Source organism: Snodgrassella sp. W8132 (assembly GCF_016100865.1).
Lineage (GTDB): Bacteria > Pseudomonadota > Gammaproteobacteria > Burkholderiales > Neisseriaceae > Snodgrassella > Snodgrassella alvi.
Genome location: NZ_JACFRQ010000001.1, coordinates 526,895 through 542,342, shown reverse-complemented (window position 1 = coordinate 542,342; position 15,448 = coordinate 526,895). Strand labels below are relative to the sequence as shown.

Annotated in this window: 16 protein-coding genes and 1 tRNA gene; 14 read left to right on the top strand and 3 right to left on the bottom strand. The window is 40.6% G+C overall.

The features are described from left to right. The first annotated feature begins 62 nt into the window (after positions 1-62). The 11 genes from H3U82_RS02405 (at position 63) to H3U82_RS02355 (ending at position 9,225) form a co-directional block, all read left to right on the top strand. Entirely contained in the window at positions 63-188 is a 126-nt protein-coding gene (locus H3U82_RS02405) for an entericidin A/B family lipoprotein (protein ID WP_078474712.1), read from the top strand. Positions 189-206: 18 nt separating this feature from the next. Beyond that, entirely contained in the window at positions 207-347 is a 141-nt protein-coding gene (locus tag H3U82_RS02400) for an entericidin A/B family lipoprotein (protein WP_051506459.1), read from the top strand. A 66-nt stretch (positions 348-413) separates the two neighbouring features. Further along, entirely contained in the window at positions 414-1,055 is a 642-nt protein-coding gene (gene leuD, locus H3U82_RS02395) for a 3-isopropylmalate dehydratase small subunit (RefSeq protein ID WP_100125930.1), read from the top strand. A gap of 91 nt (positions 1,056-1,146) precedes the next feature. Continuing rightward, positions 1,147-2,217: a 3-isopropylmalate dehydrogenase gene (gene leuB / locus H3U82_RS02390; protein WP_037392326.1), complete on the top strand. Its 1,071-nt coding sequence runs from the start codon at positions 1,147-1,149 to the stop codon at positions 2,215-2,217. Between the two features lie 107 nt (positions 2,218-2,324). Then, entirely contained in the window at positions 2,325-3,662 is a 1,338-nt protein-coding gene (locus H3U82_RS02385; RefSeq protein WP_100125981.1) for a paraquat-inducible protein A, read from the top strand. Then, complete coding sequence (gene pqiB, locus H3U82_RS02380) at positions 3,649-5,286, top strand: intermembrane transport protein PqiB (RefSeq protein ID WP_198209018.1); 1,638 nt, start codon at positions 3,649-3,651, stop codon at positions 5,284-5,286. The genes H3U82_RS02385 and pqiB overlap by 14 nt, the downstream gene beginning before the upstream one ends. Next, positions 5,286-5,822 (top strand): membrane integrity-associated transporter subunit PqiC, encoded by a 537-nt coding sequence (locus H3U82_RS02375; protein WP_025330978.1) that lies wholly within the window; start codon positions 5,286-5,288, stop codon positions 5,820-5,822. Before pqiB ends, H3U82_RS02375 begins: the two co-directional genes overlap by 1 nt. Before the next feature lie 428 nt (positions 5,823-6,250). Then, positions 6,251-6,505: a hypothetical protein gene (locus H3U82_RS02370; protein WP_084564498.1), complete on the top strand. Its 255-nt coding sequence runs from the start codon at positions 6,251-6,253 to the stop codon at positions 6,503-6,505. Positions 6,506-6,758: 253 nt separating this feature from the next. Further along, positions 6,759-7,874 (top strand): chorismate synthase, encoded by a 1,116-nt coding sequence (gene aroC, locus H3U82_RS02365; protein WP_084585107.1) that lies wholly within the window; start codon positions 6,759-6,761, stop codon positions 7,872-7,874. A gap of 101 nt (positions 7,875-7,975) precedes the next feature. Next, a complete protein-coding gene (locus H3U82_RS02360) occupies positions 7,976-8,413 on the top strand; it encodes a ProQ/FINO family protein (RefSeq protein WP_025330981.1) in 438 nt (145 codons plus the stop codon). A 44-nt stretch (positions 8,414-8,457) separates the two neighbouring features. Then, positions 8,458-9,225 carry a TatD family hydrolase gene (locus H3U82_RS02355; protein WP_198209016.1) on the top strand — a complete coding sequence of 256 codons (768 nt, stop codon included), beginning with the start codon at positions 8,458-8,460 and terminating at the stop codon, positions 9,223-9,225. 207 nt (positions 9,226-9,432) lie between these two features. Here the strand turns inward: H3U82_RS02355 and H3U82_RS02350 are convergent, their stop codons facing one another. Further along, entirely contained in the window at positions 9,433-11,412 is a 1,980-nt protein-coding gene (locus H3U82_RS02350) for a ligand-gated channel protein (protein ID WP_198209014.1), read from the bottom strand. A 311-nt stretch (positions 11,413-11,723) separates the two neighbouring features. Beyond that, positions 11,724-11,816, bottom strand: a tRNA-Ser gene (locus H3U82_RS02345). Positions 11,817-12,276: 460 nt separating this feature from the next. Between H3U82_RS02345 and eno the strand changes: the two genes are divergently transcribed. The 3 genes from eno (at position 12,277) to H3U82_RS02330 (ending at position 14,582) form a co-directional block, all read left to right on the top strand. After that, on the top strand, positions 12,277-13,560 hold the full coding sequence (gene eno / locus H3U82_RS02340; protein WP_198209012.1) for a phosphopyruvate hydratase: 1,284 nt from the start codon (positions 12,277-12,279) through the stop codon (positions 13,558-13,560). Between the two features lie 30 nt (positions 13,561-13,590). After that, positions 13,591-13,911, top strand: coding sequence for a cell division protein FtsB (gene ftsB, locus H3U82_RS02335; RefSeq protein WP_198209010.1), 321 nt, complete (start codon positions 13,591-13,593; stop codon positions 13,909-13,911). 293 nt (positions 13,912-14,204) lie between these two features. After that, positions 14,205-14,582, top strand: a complete 378-nt coding sequence (locus tag H3U82_RS02330; RefSeq protein ID WP_198209008.1) for an STAS/SEC14 domain-containing protein — start codon at positions 14,205-14,207, stop codon at positions 14,580-14,582. A 78-nt stretch (positions 14,583-14,660) separates the two neighbouring features. Here H3U82_RS02330 and H3U82_RS02325 read toward each other — a convergent pair whose 3' ends face one another. Beyond that, positions 14,661-15,353, bottom strand: a complete 693-nt coding sequence (locus H3U82_RS02325; RefSeq protein WP_198209006.1) for an alpha/beta fold hydrolase — start codon at positions 15,351-15,353, stop codon at positions 14,661-14,663. Positions 15,354-15,448 lie beyond the last annotated feature (95 nt).

Sequence of the window (15,448 nt, the reverse complement as noted above, 5' to 3'; positions counted from 1 at the left end):
CATGATAAGCATGTAGTTCTGATTGAATTTGTTAATATTTATCTTTGTTGAAGGAGTACGGTATGAAAAAAATGTTGTTAATTGCTGCAATGGTTATGGCCGTAGTTACTGGTTGCCACACAATTCACGGTGTGGGACAGGATGTCAAAGCTGGTGGTCAACATTTATCCAATGCTGCCAACAGATAACAATACAAGGATAAAATCATGAAAAAATTAATGCTTTTGAGTCTTGCTATTGTTGGTTTTCTGGCCGGTTGTCATACTGTTTCCGGTGTAGGCCGCGATATTTCTGCCGGCGGTCAGGCTGTAAGTAATGCTTCTGACAACGTACGTTCAGAAATGTAACTGCATGCAAGCCCGAAAGGGCTTGCATAAAATTCAATCATAAACTACAAAATACTAAAATACCGCATGAAATCTTTTACTACTCTTACTGCACTCGTAGCGCCTCTTGACCGCGCTAATGTAGATACTGATGCAATCATTCCCAAACAATTTCTTAAATCCATTAAACGCAGCGGCTTCGGGCCGAATGCATTTGATGAATGGCGTTATCTGGATCATGGTGAGCCAGGTATGGATAACAGTAAACGTCCGCTAAATCCAGACTTTGTGCTTAATCAGCCACGTTATCAGGGCGCGCATATTCTGCTCACACGGAAAAACTTCGGTTGCGGCTCCAGCCGTGAGCACGCTCCCTGGGCTCTGGATGATTATGGCTTCCGTGCCATTATTGCACCTTCTTTTGCTGATATCTTTTTCAATAACTGCTACAAAAATGGCTTATTACCTATCGTTCTGCCTGAAGAAATCGTTGATCTCTTATTTCACGATGTGACAGCTAACGAAGGTTATCAGCTAAATATTAATCTGCCGGAACAAACTGTTAACACGCCGGACGGAAAACATTATCATTTTGAGATTACTGAACACCGCAAACACTGTCTGCTCAACGGTCTGGATGAAATCGGACTGACATTACAACACGCTGATGCTATCAAAGCATATGAAAATAAACATAAGCAACAACAACCATGGCTGTATCAGTCCTGACTGAATCATAAATTTTCAATCATTTATAATCTGAAAAACTAACTGACAACTCAAAATTATCAGTCATTAATCGATAAGCAGAAAGAATAAAATGAGCAAACATATTGCTATTCTTCCCGGTGACGGTATCGGACCGGAAATCATCGGACAAACCGTACGCGTTCTGGATAAACTGATTGCAGAGGGGCTGGATGCAGATTATCAGTATGCACCATTGGGCGGAGCAGCCTATGATGAATACGGACATCCCTACCCTGAATTTACTCAGAATATCTGTCGTCAGGCAGATGCAGTATTGCTTGGCGCAGTCGGCGGTCCTCAATACGATAAACTGGAACGTTCTTTACGCCCCGAACGCGGTCTGCTGGCCATACGCAAAGACCTCAATCTTTTTGGCAATCTGCGTCCGGCAATCCTCTATCCAGAACTGGCCAATGCTTCTACATTAAAACCGGAAGTAGTTTCCGGACTGAATATTCTTATTGTGCGTGAATTAACCGGCGATATTTATTTTGGCGAACCGCGCGGAATTCATACATTAGCTAACGGTGAACGCGAAGGTATCAACACCATGCGTTACAGTGAGAGTGAAATTCGCCGTATCGGTAAAATTGCGTTTGAAGCAGCACAAAAACGCAACAAAAAACTTTGTTCCGTCGATAAAGCCAATGTTCTGGAAACAACAGAATTATGGCGTGAAATCATTACAGAAATGAGTAAAGATTATCCTGATGTCAGTGTTAGCCATATGTACGTAGACAACGCCGCCATGCAACTGGTTAAAGCACCTAAGCAATTTGACGTTATCGTAACAGGCAACATCTTCGGTGATATTCTTTCTGATCAGGCTTCAATGCTTTCCGGCTCTATTGGTATGCTGCCCTCCGCTTCTCTTAATGAAACCGGTAAGGGCATGTATGAACCCTCCCATGGTTCTGCTCCTGATATTGCCGGTCAGAATCTGGCTAATCCACTGGCTACTATACTTTCTTTAGCGATGCTTTTACGTTACAGCCTGAATAACGAAGATGCAGCTCAGCGAATCGAAGCAGCTGTAGGCAAAGTGCTGGCACAAGGTTTGCGGACAAGTGATATATTTGAAGAAGGTTGTACGCGTATTTCATGCAGCCAGATGGGTGATGCCGTACTTGCTGCGTTATAAGATAATTGCACATTATCATTAAATTACGTATATTGAACTTAACAGAGAATTTATATCTCTGTTAAGTTATTTTTATATAGCTATTTTTATAATTGAAATTTGATATCTTGAGCTACCGTTCCACACAACAGGCGCAAACTTCATTAACTGACTTGCCAGATGGCAGCCTGCCGGCACATCATGTTGGCTGCCCCTGCTGTGGTCTTTCTCTGTCTATTCCTTCGCTGACTCCCGGCGAATATGCTCATTGCCCCCGTTGCAGGCAGCATCTGGTCAGAATTGAACATCATCCACTGGATACGCCAACAGCTTATGCTATTGCTTCATTAATTATCATGTTAATTGTGTATACACAGTTATACATGAGCATAGATTTACTTGGCATACATGTAGAGCTAACTATTCCGTATATGGTTGAGACACTGGCCCAGCAGGATTATTCTTTGCTGGCGGAAGTCATGTTCCTGTTAACTTTTGGTTCGCCGGTACTGTTTCTGTTATTGTGTCTGTACGTATACACAGGTTTGCGCTACCGGCAGATATTACCCGGTATGCTATACGCTACCCGTACACTGGTTCGTCTGCGCCACTGGATTATGGTCGATGTATTTTATATTGCCACACTGGTAGCTTATATTAAAATCAGTGGTATGGCACAAATTCATTTCGGACTTGCTTTCTGGCTGATGATGGTACTGGCCATTTTACTTATCCGCACTTCTCAGGGTGTACCTGAACACTGGATTTTTTATCAGATACAGCGCCTTACCGGCAATGATCCTGTTTTACAGAACAATAGTGCTGATACCATCAACTGTAATTATTGTCTTTTTGAGCAACCAGCCAGCCTGAATGTATGCAGCGTTTGCGGTTCGTATCTGAGCCGCCGTAAACCGTTAAGTCTGAGCATTAGTATGGCCTTTCTGCTGGCAGCCATTATTTTCTATATACCGGCTAATTTATTGCCGATGATGATTACCCGCTCGCCGGGCACCAATCTTTCTAGTACCATTCTTGATGGTATAGAATACATGTGGAATGATGGTGACGTTTTAATTGCAGTTGTTATATTTAGTGCCAGTATGGCCATTCCCATATTGAAAATTATTTCTATGCTGGTTTTACTGTATTCTGCTGCTTACCGTCCATTAATGTCTGCACACAAATTAACCATACTCTACCGCATTACCGAATCAATCGGGCGTTGGTCAATGATTGATATATTTGTCGTTATCATTCTCATGTCGGCATTTTCCACACCACTGGCCAATGTAACCCCGGGTGCTGCCACCATTTATTTTTGTGCAGTTGTCATCCTGACCATGGTTTCTGCACTGAGTTTCGACCCGCGTTTACTCTGGGATGAAGCAGTACAACAAAGAAAACACCATAAACCTCATTATAAAAACAGCAGTAAAAGGCATTCTCATCATGAGCCAATCTGATAATCAGACGCCGCAGGCAACTGCCACAGTAAAACGTAATCCACCCTTTAACGTACTGGTGTGGATTATTCCGGTGCTGGCATTATTAACCGGGGCATGGCTGCTTTTTCAGCATCTGCGCCATACAGGGCCGGAAATTACTTTGTATATAAAAGATGCTGACGGACTTGAAATTAACACGACTACCATTAAAGTCATGAACGTCACCGTCGGTAAAGTTACTGCAATCAGAATCAGCCCGGATGAAAAAGGCGTACAAATCAAAGCGCAGATGACAGCTGACGTCAAAAATATGCTACGTAAAGACACTCAGTTCTGGATTGTTAAACCACGCATAGATCAGAGTGGTATTACCGGCCTGAATACCTTAGTTTCCGGTTCATATATCGCTTTTACTCCGGGGCACAGCAAAGAAAGAGCAGAAACATTTACAGTTGCTGATTTACCTCCGGTCACTGCCATATCGCAAAGTGGTATACGTTTGCGTCTGAAAGGCCACAGTGACAAGCTGCTTAATCCGGGCAGCCCGGTACTTTACGGAGATATCAGTGCCGGACAAATTGAAAAAGCCTATTTTGACCCTAAAGACAACAGTGTACATTATCAGGTCTACATCAATAGTCCGTATGACAGCCTGATAGGCGACAAAGTTAAATTCTGGCTGCAGACCGGCCTGCAGGTTACTGCTTCTGGCGGCGGTGTACATATTGATTCAGCTCCCATACCCGCACTGCTCTCCGGTGCAATCGTATTCAAAACCATGTTTGAGGGTAAAGGCAATCCTGTTGCCAACAATACCGAATTTACTCTCTACAATAGCGAACGGGAGCTGGATAACCTGCCAACAAATCGTGCCCAATACTATGTTGTATTCTTCCAGCAGTCTGTACGCGGACTCAGCGTTGGTGCTCCGGTTGAATATCAGGGTATTAATATCGGTTCTGTTGCAGATGTACCTTACTTTGCCCCAAATGACAGCCATAAACTTTTCCAGCATGGCTGGATACCAGTACGTTTACGTATTGAGCCGGGACGTATGGAAATAAATGCCGGCAAACAGGACGATAAAATCTGGCAGCAGCAAATCCAGCAGGCACTTAATCTGGGTTTATCTGCATCTCTGGAAAAAGATAATTTGATTACTGGTAATCAGTATATTAGTTTATCTCAGGCACAACCGGGAGAATCACTGTTTAAACCAGTAACACAATATCAGGGATATACCGTTATCAGCAGCACCCATACCGGACTTGATATGATCCAGAATCAATTGACTGCACTATTAGCCAAAATGAATAAGCTGCCTATAGAAAACACCATGAAACAGCTGGATATGACACTGGCGCAATTAAAAACGACTCTGGCCAGTGCAGACCGTTTGTTGTCACAAAATAAAACTCAGCAACTACCTGCTGAGCTGGCGGCTACGCTGAAAGAATTACGGACTACATTACAAGGTGTATCCAGCACCTCGCCACTATATGGTGATATTCAGCAAACCCTGAAAAGTATTGACAGCACCCTGAAAGATGCACAGCCAACACTGAAAACCCTGAAACAACAACCCAATGCCCTGATTTTTAACCGTCGCGGGCATGATCCGGAACCAAAAGGAGCCAGATAATGAAAATTTTGTTACCACTTGTCTGTGCTGTCAGTCTGACGCTTGGTGCATGTGCCGGTAATCCAATTACTTACTATCAGCTACCCGGTAGTAACTATCAATTGCCGGCTGGCAGCCAGAGAATTCCGGTACAACTCAAAGTGGTACTGGCTGAGCGCCTTAATCAGGGGAATTTAGTTTATCAGGATAGTCCGACAACTCTGCATTTTGCCCAGCAGCATCTATGGGCTGATGATCTTGGCGATGAAATTAGTCAGACTCTGGCTAATGAACTTAATAAACAAAGTATTCGCTATCTGTTTACTCCTGAAAATAAAACTAAAACCACACTAACTGTATATATACAGTCTTTTCAAGGTAGCTATGATGGTTATATCTACATCAGTGGTTACAGCAGCTGGCAGGGTATTAATAATGAACAAGGTCAGAATTTTAATGTCCGGCTACCTCAGCAAGGCAATGGCTACAATAATATGGTTAATGCTCTGGCTCAAGGACTCAGTAATGTAGCCAAAAGCATTGCTCCATATAATTAATTATTGCAATACTAACCAGGATCGCAGTTTGGCCTAATAAGCACATTTGACAATTTTTTTCTAAACGGGACATACCGTTACTAATTCAAGTGCATAAGATGGCAATTCAGTAAATGAAAATGCAGATGAGATGAGCTATGATGGGGAATTTATCAATACCCCATCATTTATAATAATAAAAAATTATTCTTTTAATGCCATATTTAATAAATATAGATAAAACAATAATATAAATCAGTAAAAATATTGATATTCTCTATATTAATAATGATACTTTCAGTTAAATGATTTTTCATTCTATACTCTCCATATCACAAAATTATCTAATGTATTAAGTGCAACAAAATTACACTAATCACACCATAAATTTATTCGCCAGATAACTAGAAAGATTTATAATAAAACAATATTTCTATCCGAAGAGAATTATGAGATTAAAACTCGTTTCCCTTATTGCTTTACTTCTAGTTGGAGCATGCAGTATTGGCATGCCTTCTAATGTGGCAGTCGGTATTGGTGGTGGCAATCACAATTTTGGTCTTGGTACGACAATTAACTTTCCGATTAGAACCAAGCCCGTACCATCAGAACCACCCGTTATAGCCGGTACAGAACCAGCCGGCCAGCCTGAAAAACCGGCAGCAAAAACAACCGATCAGAAAAAACAGCCTATCAATAAATAAAAATATTACATTTGATTCATTATTAAATTTTACTATCCATTTAACATATTTTTTACTTATCAGGCTTATCATATCCTTATTTCTGTTGATAAGAGACAAAAATTTCTGGTAAAAAAGGTAAATTTATAACCATATCAAAGCATCTGCGCCAAAAACAAACGAACTGCCAGACAAATTATGCCTAAACCGTATAAACCATGCTAAACTCAACAGCAAAATTATTTCTGATACTGAAAATGTAAGAGTAAAACTTATGGCCGGCAATACTTTCGGACAAATCCTTACTGTTACCACCTTTGGTGAAAGCCACGGTGCTGCAATTGGTTGTATCATAGACGGGTGTCCGCCGGGACTGGCTTTAAATGAGGCCGATATTCAGCATGATCTGAACAGACGTAAACCCGGTACCAGCCGCCATGTTACTCAGCGTCGTGAAGCAGATATTGTCGAAATTCTTTCCGGCGTATTTGAAGGAAAAACCACCGGCACACCGATAGCTTTATTAATCAGAAATACTGATCAGCGCAGTAAAGATTATAGTGATATTGCTCAGAGTTTCCGCCCCGGACATGCGGACTACACATATTGGCATAAATACGGTATCAGAGATTATCGCGGCGGCGGACGTAGCTCAGCTCGTGAAACAGCTGCCCGGGTAGCAGCAGGCGCAGTAGCCAGAAAATGGTTACGTCAGCATTTTAATACTGAAATAATTGCCCATATCACCCAGATTGGTGAAAAAAATATCTCTTTTGAAGATTATGCCTATATAAACAATAATCCTTTTTTTGTCGCTAATAAAAGCCAGATTCAAGAACTGGAACAATATATGGATAGCATACGTAAAGCATGTGATTCCATCGGAGCCAAACTGCATGTTACTGCTCGTCATGTTCCAGTCGGACTGGGTGAACCGGTTTTCGATCGTCTTGATGCCGATATAGCTCATGCCATGATGGGCATTAATGCAGTTAAAGGCGTAGAAATAGGTGCAGGTTTTGAATGTATACGCCAAAAAGGCAGTGAACACGGAGATGAGCTGACACCTGAAGGATTTAGATCTAATAATGCCGGTGGCATATTAGGAGGCATCAGCAGTGGTCAGGATATACACATTAATCTGGCCATCAAACCAACCAGCAGCATTGCCACACCTCGCCATTCAATAGATATTCATGGCAAGCCGGTTTTACTATCGACCCAAGGTCGTCACGATCCTTGTGTCGGACTGCGTGCAGCTCCAATTGCTGAAGCAATGCTTGCTTTGGTACTCATGGATCATGCTTTACGCCAGCGTGCACAAAATGCTGATATTCACGTAAATACACCTGATATTGCTCATTATTTATCTGATGAAGCTAATATCTGAATATTTTTTATAGCCATAACTGCAAAGTTATCATCTGTATCAATGATTTAATTCATTATTATTTCATTGAAATGGCCATAAACCCACAAGGAAGTAACTTTATGAGTCAAGAAACCGCTTTGGGTGCAGCCCTGAAATCAGCTGTACAGACCATGAGCAAAAAAAAGCAAACTGATATGATTGCCGAACATATCTATCGCAAATATGATGTATTTAAGCATTTTAAACCATTGGCAATCGGCATTGATCAGGATTTAATTACTGCATTACCACAATATGATCCTGCTCTTATAGCACGCGTTCTGGCCAATCACTGCCGCCGGCCGCGATATATCAAATCTCTGGCACGCGGAGGAAAGCGTTTTGATTTGAATAACCGCTTTAAAGGTGAAGTTTCACCAGAAGAGCAGGCTATTGCTAAACAACATCCCTCTATGCAGACAGCAAAACCGGCATCAGCAACTGAAGTCGCAGAAACCCCCTCTGCAAAAGCTGAAACTGATCACAGCAGTAGCAGCGAAGAATCATCACAGAACTAATACCAGCAGATACACGAGCCCTCAAGCTCGTGTTTTTTATTTTCATGCTATTTGACAGCCACTGCCATCTCAATCACAGCCCCCTGACAGAAAATTTAACCCAAGTACTGCAACAGGCTGCTGATAAACATATTGATCATTTTCTCGTACCAGCCACCAGTCCTGCTGACTGGCTGACAACTATCGAACTGCAAGAAGCTTACTCTTGCATATATGCGGCAATAGGCATTCATCCCTGGTATATCAACAGTCACAATGATTCTGCACTCAATCAACTCGAATCATTACTACATACACATCCAGATATTATGATGGGAGAAATTGGTCTGGATTTTGCACGAATAAATAACACAACAGACAAAAATTTGCAGATTAACTGTTTTGAAGCCCAACTAAGAATAGCCAAATCTCTACAGCGTCCTGTCATTATTCATAACGTCCATGCTACCGATGCTTGCATACACAGTATTAAACGTTGCCAATTTACTTTTGGCGGGATTGCTCATGCCTTTTCCGGCAGTATGGAAGAAGCACAGGCTTGGATTAAGCACGGTTTTTTTATTGGTGTTGGTTCTTTATTATTACGAACACAGGCAAAAAAAATTCGGCACATTGCCGAAAAGCTACCTTTACAACATATAGTAATCGAAACTGATGCACCTTATATGTCTCCTCTGCCGCATCAGAATAACACTCCTGATAATTTACGCCAGATTGCTGAAATCATAGCCGGCTTGCGCAATAGTCACTGGCAGGATATAGCTTCCATTACTAGCAAAAATACGTTTCAAGTTATTTCACAAAAAACTTAGTCTCAGTATTATTTATTAACTGAAAGAATCATTGGTGAAAGGCATGAATAACACTAGAATGTTTTTTGCTTAGTACTCATATACAGAAATTTAAATAACTATTCATCATTAGGAATCTGCCAGCTTTCAATAATTGAAAGCTGGCAGATTTATACTTTTTCAAAAATTAATAATAAGAAATTATTTTGAAACAGCAATAACTTCGGATTAGAAATTAACTTGTGCACTGATACTATAACGGCGCCCATCCAGAGTACGACCATAATCTTTCTGATCAACTCTTTTATCAAATATATTATAAATACCGCCACTTAAAATTAGATCTTTTTTCGGTTTAAATACCAATCCTGTATCTACAAAACCATATGATGGTTTACCAATTGCCATTGAGGTTCGTGACAGATAATCTGAAGTTCTGCTGCGGAAATTCCATCTGGCCCATGTAGATAATTTTTCCGTCGCATTCCAGTTAAGCGTTGTATTGAACATATTTTTTGGCATTTCATTTAATGGTTTACCACTAAACTGACCACTCTTTTGCTCACTATGTGTGTAGGTATAATTCGCAGACCAGTCTACTTTTGGTGTAATTTTCCAGCCAAATGTTGCTTCTATACCGCGTAAAACTGCTTTATCCACATTTTCGCGCTGACTGATGAAATCAAAATATTCATTACGCCAAGAACAGGCATTTGAACCAGCCTTACCCTGACAGGTACGTACTTCCGTTATTTTGTTTTTAAACTTTGTATAATAAGTAGTTAAACCAGCAGAAAGATTACGGTTATTATCCCAGTTGAAACTGATTTCGAAATTATCTGATTTTTCCGGTTTCAGATTTGAGTTACCTATAATAATACCATTAGAATATCCACCACCGGTTACCTGCCCCCAGCCATCTGATGCTGCACGCAGTGCAGGTGCTTTATAACCACGGGAATAACCACCCTTTATTGTCCATTCTTTATTAGGCGTCCATACACCATAAAACTTTGGAGTGATCTCAGAACCATAATTTTCATCATGATCCAGTCGTGCTGCACCAGTCAGTGCAAATGTTGGTACGATACGCCATTCATCCTGTCCGAAAACTGCCCAAGAATCACGCTCCAGATGAGTTAACCGCCGCCCGTTAATAACAAGCTGGTTACCCGTATCATTCAGTTCTTCCCGTTGCCATCTGCCGCCGATGCTCAAAGTATGTTTATTCAGGCGAAACTGAGTCTGGGTATTAAAAATAGTATTTTTTTCGTGCATATCACGTGACGGATTATCATTTTCCTCACGCTGAACATATGTCTGAGTATCGATTTTATCGTAGTAACCCCGATGAGTAATACTATACTGATTGCGATCATACAGCGTGTAATCGTCTGTAGGTTTTACACCCCTGCGCGGTGCTGTATCAATTGTTTTACCTACTTTACCATTGCGATTCTGTAAACTTCGGTTTACTTCAAAATCAATTGTATTTTTATCATCCGGTGTCCAGGACAAAACCAGATCACCATTGCGCATACGCTGTTCTTTATAGCCGCCAATAAATTTATCTTCTTCGCGGTGAGAATATCCTGCATTAACACGGATGCCTAATTTGTCCTGAATTAACGGACCGGAAACATAAACGCTGCTTTGCAGGGTATTACCGCTATTACTATGCTGTTGTATAGTAGCATCTGCTTTAATTGAACCTGTCCAGTCAGCAGCTGTTTTTTTGGTAATGATATTAATCACCCCACCCATTGCATCTGATCCATACAAAGCTGAAGCAGGACCACGAATCACCTCAATCCGCTGAATCGCTGAAATTGGTGGCATCCAGCCCTGCTCAATTCCCGGACCATCAGAATTAGGACGAACCCCGCGAGAATTTACCCGTTTGCCATCTATCAGCAACATAGTATAAGCACCTGACATCCCACGGATACTGATATCTTTCGTACTGCCACCACCGGTTACTACCACTCCTGGCACATCCAGCAAAGCATCAGTGACATCGTGATATTCCTTAGTTTCGAGTTCTTTGGCATTAATCACAGTAATTGATGCTGCTGCATTTTTTGCCTGTTGTTTAAATCCTGAAGCTGTTACCACTACATCATCCAGTTCTGCTTCTGCAGCATATAACGGAGATATTAAAGTTGAGAGTAATGCCAGTGAAAACGAATGGTGAACCAGTTTACGCATAATGAAGACGGACCTCTGACGAATTTATTTTAATAAAATAATAAAATTTAAATAAATTATTTAGTTAAATTCATTTAAATGATAATAGTAATCATTATATAATTTAACATAAATATACCTAAAAAGCATCAGATTTATTGACAAAATATAAAAAAGAATACCATTTGAGTTGGGGTAGGTATTATGTCATGGCAAGTAATGACATAACTCAATGATTTTAAAATAATATTTACCAATAGCGATACATGCTCTCATTTTAAAACCAGTAAATAAAAAATCCCTGAAATTTAATTCAGGGATTTTTTGTAATATGGCGGAGAGTAAGGGATTCGAACCCTTGATACAGGTTTTGCCCGTATACTCCCTTAGCAGGGGAGCGCCTTCGACCACTCGGCCAACTCTCCGTAGAGAAGTTGCGAACTATACCTAATCAACTCTTAACTGTCAAACAAAAATATACAAAAAAATCTCCGAAAAGGTGGCCTATTTGCTAACACCATAGCAGTAAACAATATTTTCTTTACGCCTATAAACCACTGACGGATACAAACCTGAGCTTTACTAAAATCCCGATCTCAGATAAAGCTGATATATAGCCACCATCACTTCCTGAGAGTTTTAGCTGATTCTCCAAAGCACTTTTAACAGAAAACAATTTGTTTACTTTTATATAATAAGCATATGCTACTTGATTGTTCTATTTAATTTACCGCTCAAAAAATCATGTGTAAATTACCCTTTTCTCATACTCAGCCTCCGGTATAATACAAAGTTTAACCATCTGGTCAACCCGATGACTGGCAAAATTATTGTTTGTAGTCTTTATCGCATAACAATATAAAATTTAAAATTCTGGAGACTTGCATGAGTGCAATTATTGACATCTTTGCGCGTGAAATACTGGATTCACGCGGTAACCCAACAGTTGAATGTGATGTTCTGCTTGAATCTGGGGTAATGGGCAGAGCTGCCGTGCCTTCTGGCGCGTCTACCGGTGAAAAAGAAGCACTGGAACTGCGTGACGGCGATAAACAGCGGTATTTGGGCAAAGGTGTATTACAGGCTGTAGAGAATGTTAATAATGAAATTGCACAGGCACTTATTGGCATTGATGCCAGTGAACAAAGCTATATCGACCAGATTATGATTGATCTGGACGGTACTGATAATAAAGGTCGCCTTGGAGCCAATGCTACGCTGGCAGTTTCATTGGCAGTTGCCCGTGCTGCAGCAGAAGATGCCGGTTTACCACTATATCGTTATATAGGCGGTGCTGGGCCAATGTCCATGCCTGTTCCCATGATGAATGTTATCAATGGCGGTGCACATGCCAATAATAGCCTTGATATTCAGGAATTCATGATTATGCCGGTGGGCGCAGAATCATTTCGTCAGGCATTGCGCTGTGGCGCTGAAGTATTTCACCATCTGAAAAAATTATGTAATGATAAAGGTATGTCTACCAGTGTTGGTGATGAAGGCGGTTTTGCGCCAGATTTAGCCAGCCATGAAGAAGCCATTCAGCTGATTCTGTCTGCTGTAGAGGCAGCAGGCTATATTCCTGGTAAAGATATCGTACTGGCTCTGGATTGCGCTTCCAGTGAATTTTACAAAAACGGGAATTATGAATTAACTGCAGAAAATCTGAGCCTGACCAGTGCCGAGTTTGCTGACTACCTGACTGACCTTATTAACAAATACCCTATTGTGTCTATTGAAGACGGCATGAGCGAACATGACTGGGAAGGCTGGAAACTTCTGACAGAACGTCTGGGTAAAAAAGTACAGCTGGTTGGTGATGATCTGTTTGTCACCAATCCGGCTATTTTAAGCGAAGGTATAGCCCAGGGTCTGGCTAACTCACTTCTGGTTAAGGTCAATCAGATTGGTACATTGTCCGAGACACTTAAAGCAGTAGATTTAGCCAAACGCTTTGGCTATACCAGCGTAATGAGCCATCGCTCTGGCGAAACCGAAGACAGCACCATAGCTGATCTGGCTGTAGGTACAAACTGCATGCAAATTAAAACTGGTTCACTTTCACGCTCTGATCGTATTGCCAAATATAATCAGTTGCTGCGAATTGAAGAAGAACTTGGTTCTGCAGCCTACTATCCGGGTAAAAAAGCTTTTTATCAGCTTAGCTAATTCTGATATGGAATATTATAGGCAAATAAAATGAAGTGGGTAACCTGGGTACTGTTATTTGCATTGGCAGGTTTACAATACGACTTGTGGATAGGGCATGGCGGATGGCACGATATGTGGAATTTAGAGAACAACGTCATAAATCAGAATGCCAGTAATGAAACCCTGATACAGCGTAATCGTGCTCTTACCGCCGAAATTAAAGATCTTGCCGATGGAAAAGATGCAATAAATGAAATGGCCCGGGATAAACTGGGTTATATACAGGATGGCGAAGTTTTCTATCGTTTTGTACCTTCAGGCACACTTGTAACTACTACAAATAATCAGAATAATATTCCTCAAAGATAAAGAAAAACACTTTGGCATTACCAAACCAGCAGTTTTTAGTACTAAAAACTGCTGGTTTTATTTTATGGCAATAAAATGCAATATATTCTGTTTCCAACAGATGATTTAATTTGACTAACAAAACCCATCAACCTATAGCTTGGTTGTATCAATACCACAGCTTTTAAAATTTTCTAATCAATATCAGAATAGACTTACAAGAATCATAGCCAATGTATTAATCAATTAGTATGATATTTTAAAATCTGCTGAATCAGGTAAGATAAATTGTTCAGGGCATTAAAGGCAAATATATGATTTCTATCCATCAGAAAAGTTATGGTTTAGACGTTGTACTATACAATGAATTTACACTAGAAGACTTTCATCAGCTGGAAAAAGCTTTGTTAAAAGCCATTGAACACATTCATTTACCTAATTTGTTACTTGATCTAAGCCAGATGAAAGATTTCACTATAGATATGGCTTTAGAACATCTCAGATTTCTTCGTCAGCATGCTCATGATTTTGGTCGCACGGCTATTGTCGTTGACGATATTTGGATTCGTATAGGTATACGTCTTGCTAATTTACTAACTTTGCAACGACCCAGATATTTTAGTGATACAGCTACAGCACAAAAATGGCTGGAACAGAATACACAGAATTCAAATGTCATACGCAATAATTAACCGCTTGATTTATCAGTAAGCATGCTTAATATATTTACCTGATAAAACCAGGAATTTTTTTAATTAAATTTAATTACATCAAAGCTGATTGAGCCAGCAGAATATCGTTTCAGCTAATATTTCCGGTTGCTCCAGTGGCAACATATGCCCGCTATTTTCAATTATTTTCAGACTAGCCTGAGGTATAAATTCCTGCAACTCCTTAGCTTCATCGATAGAGCGCATCTGATCCTGCGCAGCAGCAATAATCAAAGTCGGGCAGGAAATTTTCTGACCTGTCGGAGTTTTACGGTTTAGCAAAGATTGTCTGCTTAACACATCAAAACCCAAACGTTCACTCATCTGCCGGATTCTGCTAATCATCTCTTGATTATTTTGATTATCAGGTCGCAACGTCTGAATTATAGCTTTATGCCCCAAACCACGAAAATTTAAATGCTGCTGAATTTGTAAAGTATTTTGTTTTGCTGCATATTGCTGTGGTGTATCCTCACGCAATGAAGTAGCAATTAAGACAAGGGCGGCAACCCGCTGCGGATACTGGGCGGCCAGTGTTCTTGCAACATAGCCGCCAAGCGAAAAACCAATGAGCACAAAACGTTCAGGAGCTGAAACAGCAATATTTTCTGCCATAGCAGCAATACTGTCTCCGTTTGCCAGTGATGCACATAATACCGGCTGGGATTCAGCCAAATTAGCTTTCATATCATCCCATAATGTTTCATCCAGCATAAAACCAGGAATGCATACCCAAGGTAATATTTCTTTCATCTTGATAATCTCAATAGAGCAAATCACTGGCCTGATATTCTATAACAGTTTATCAATCAGCCAAATTAATGTTTGCAATTATTTTGCTACCAATC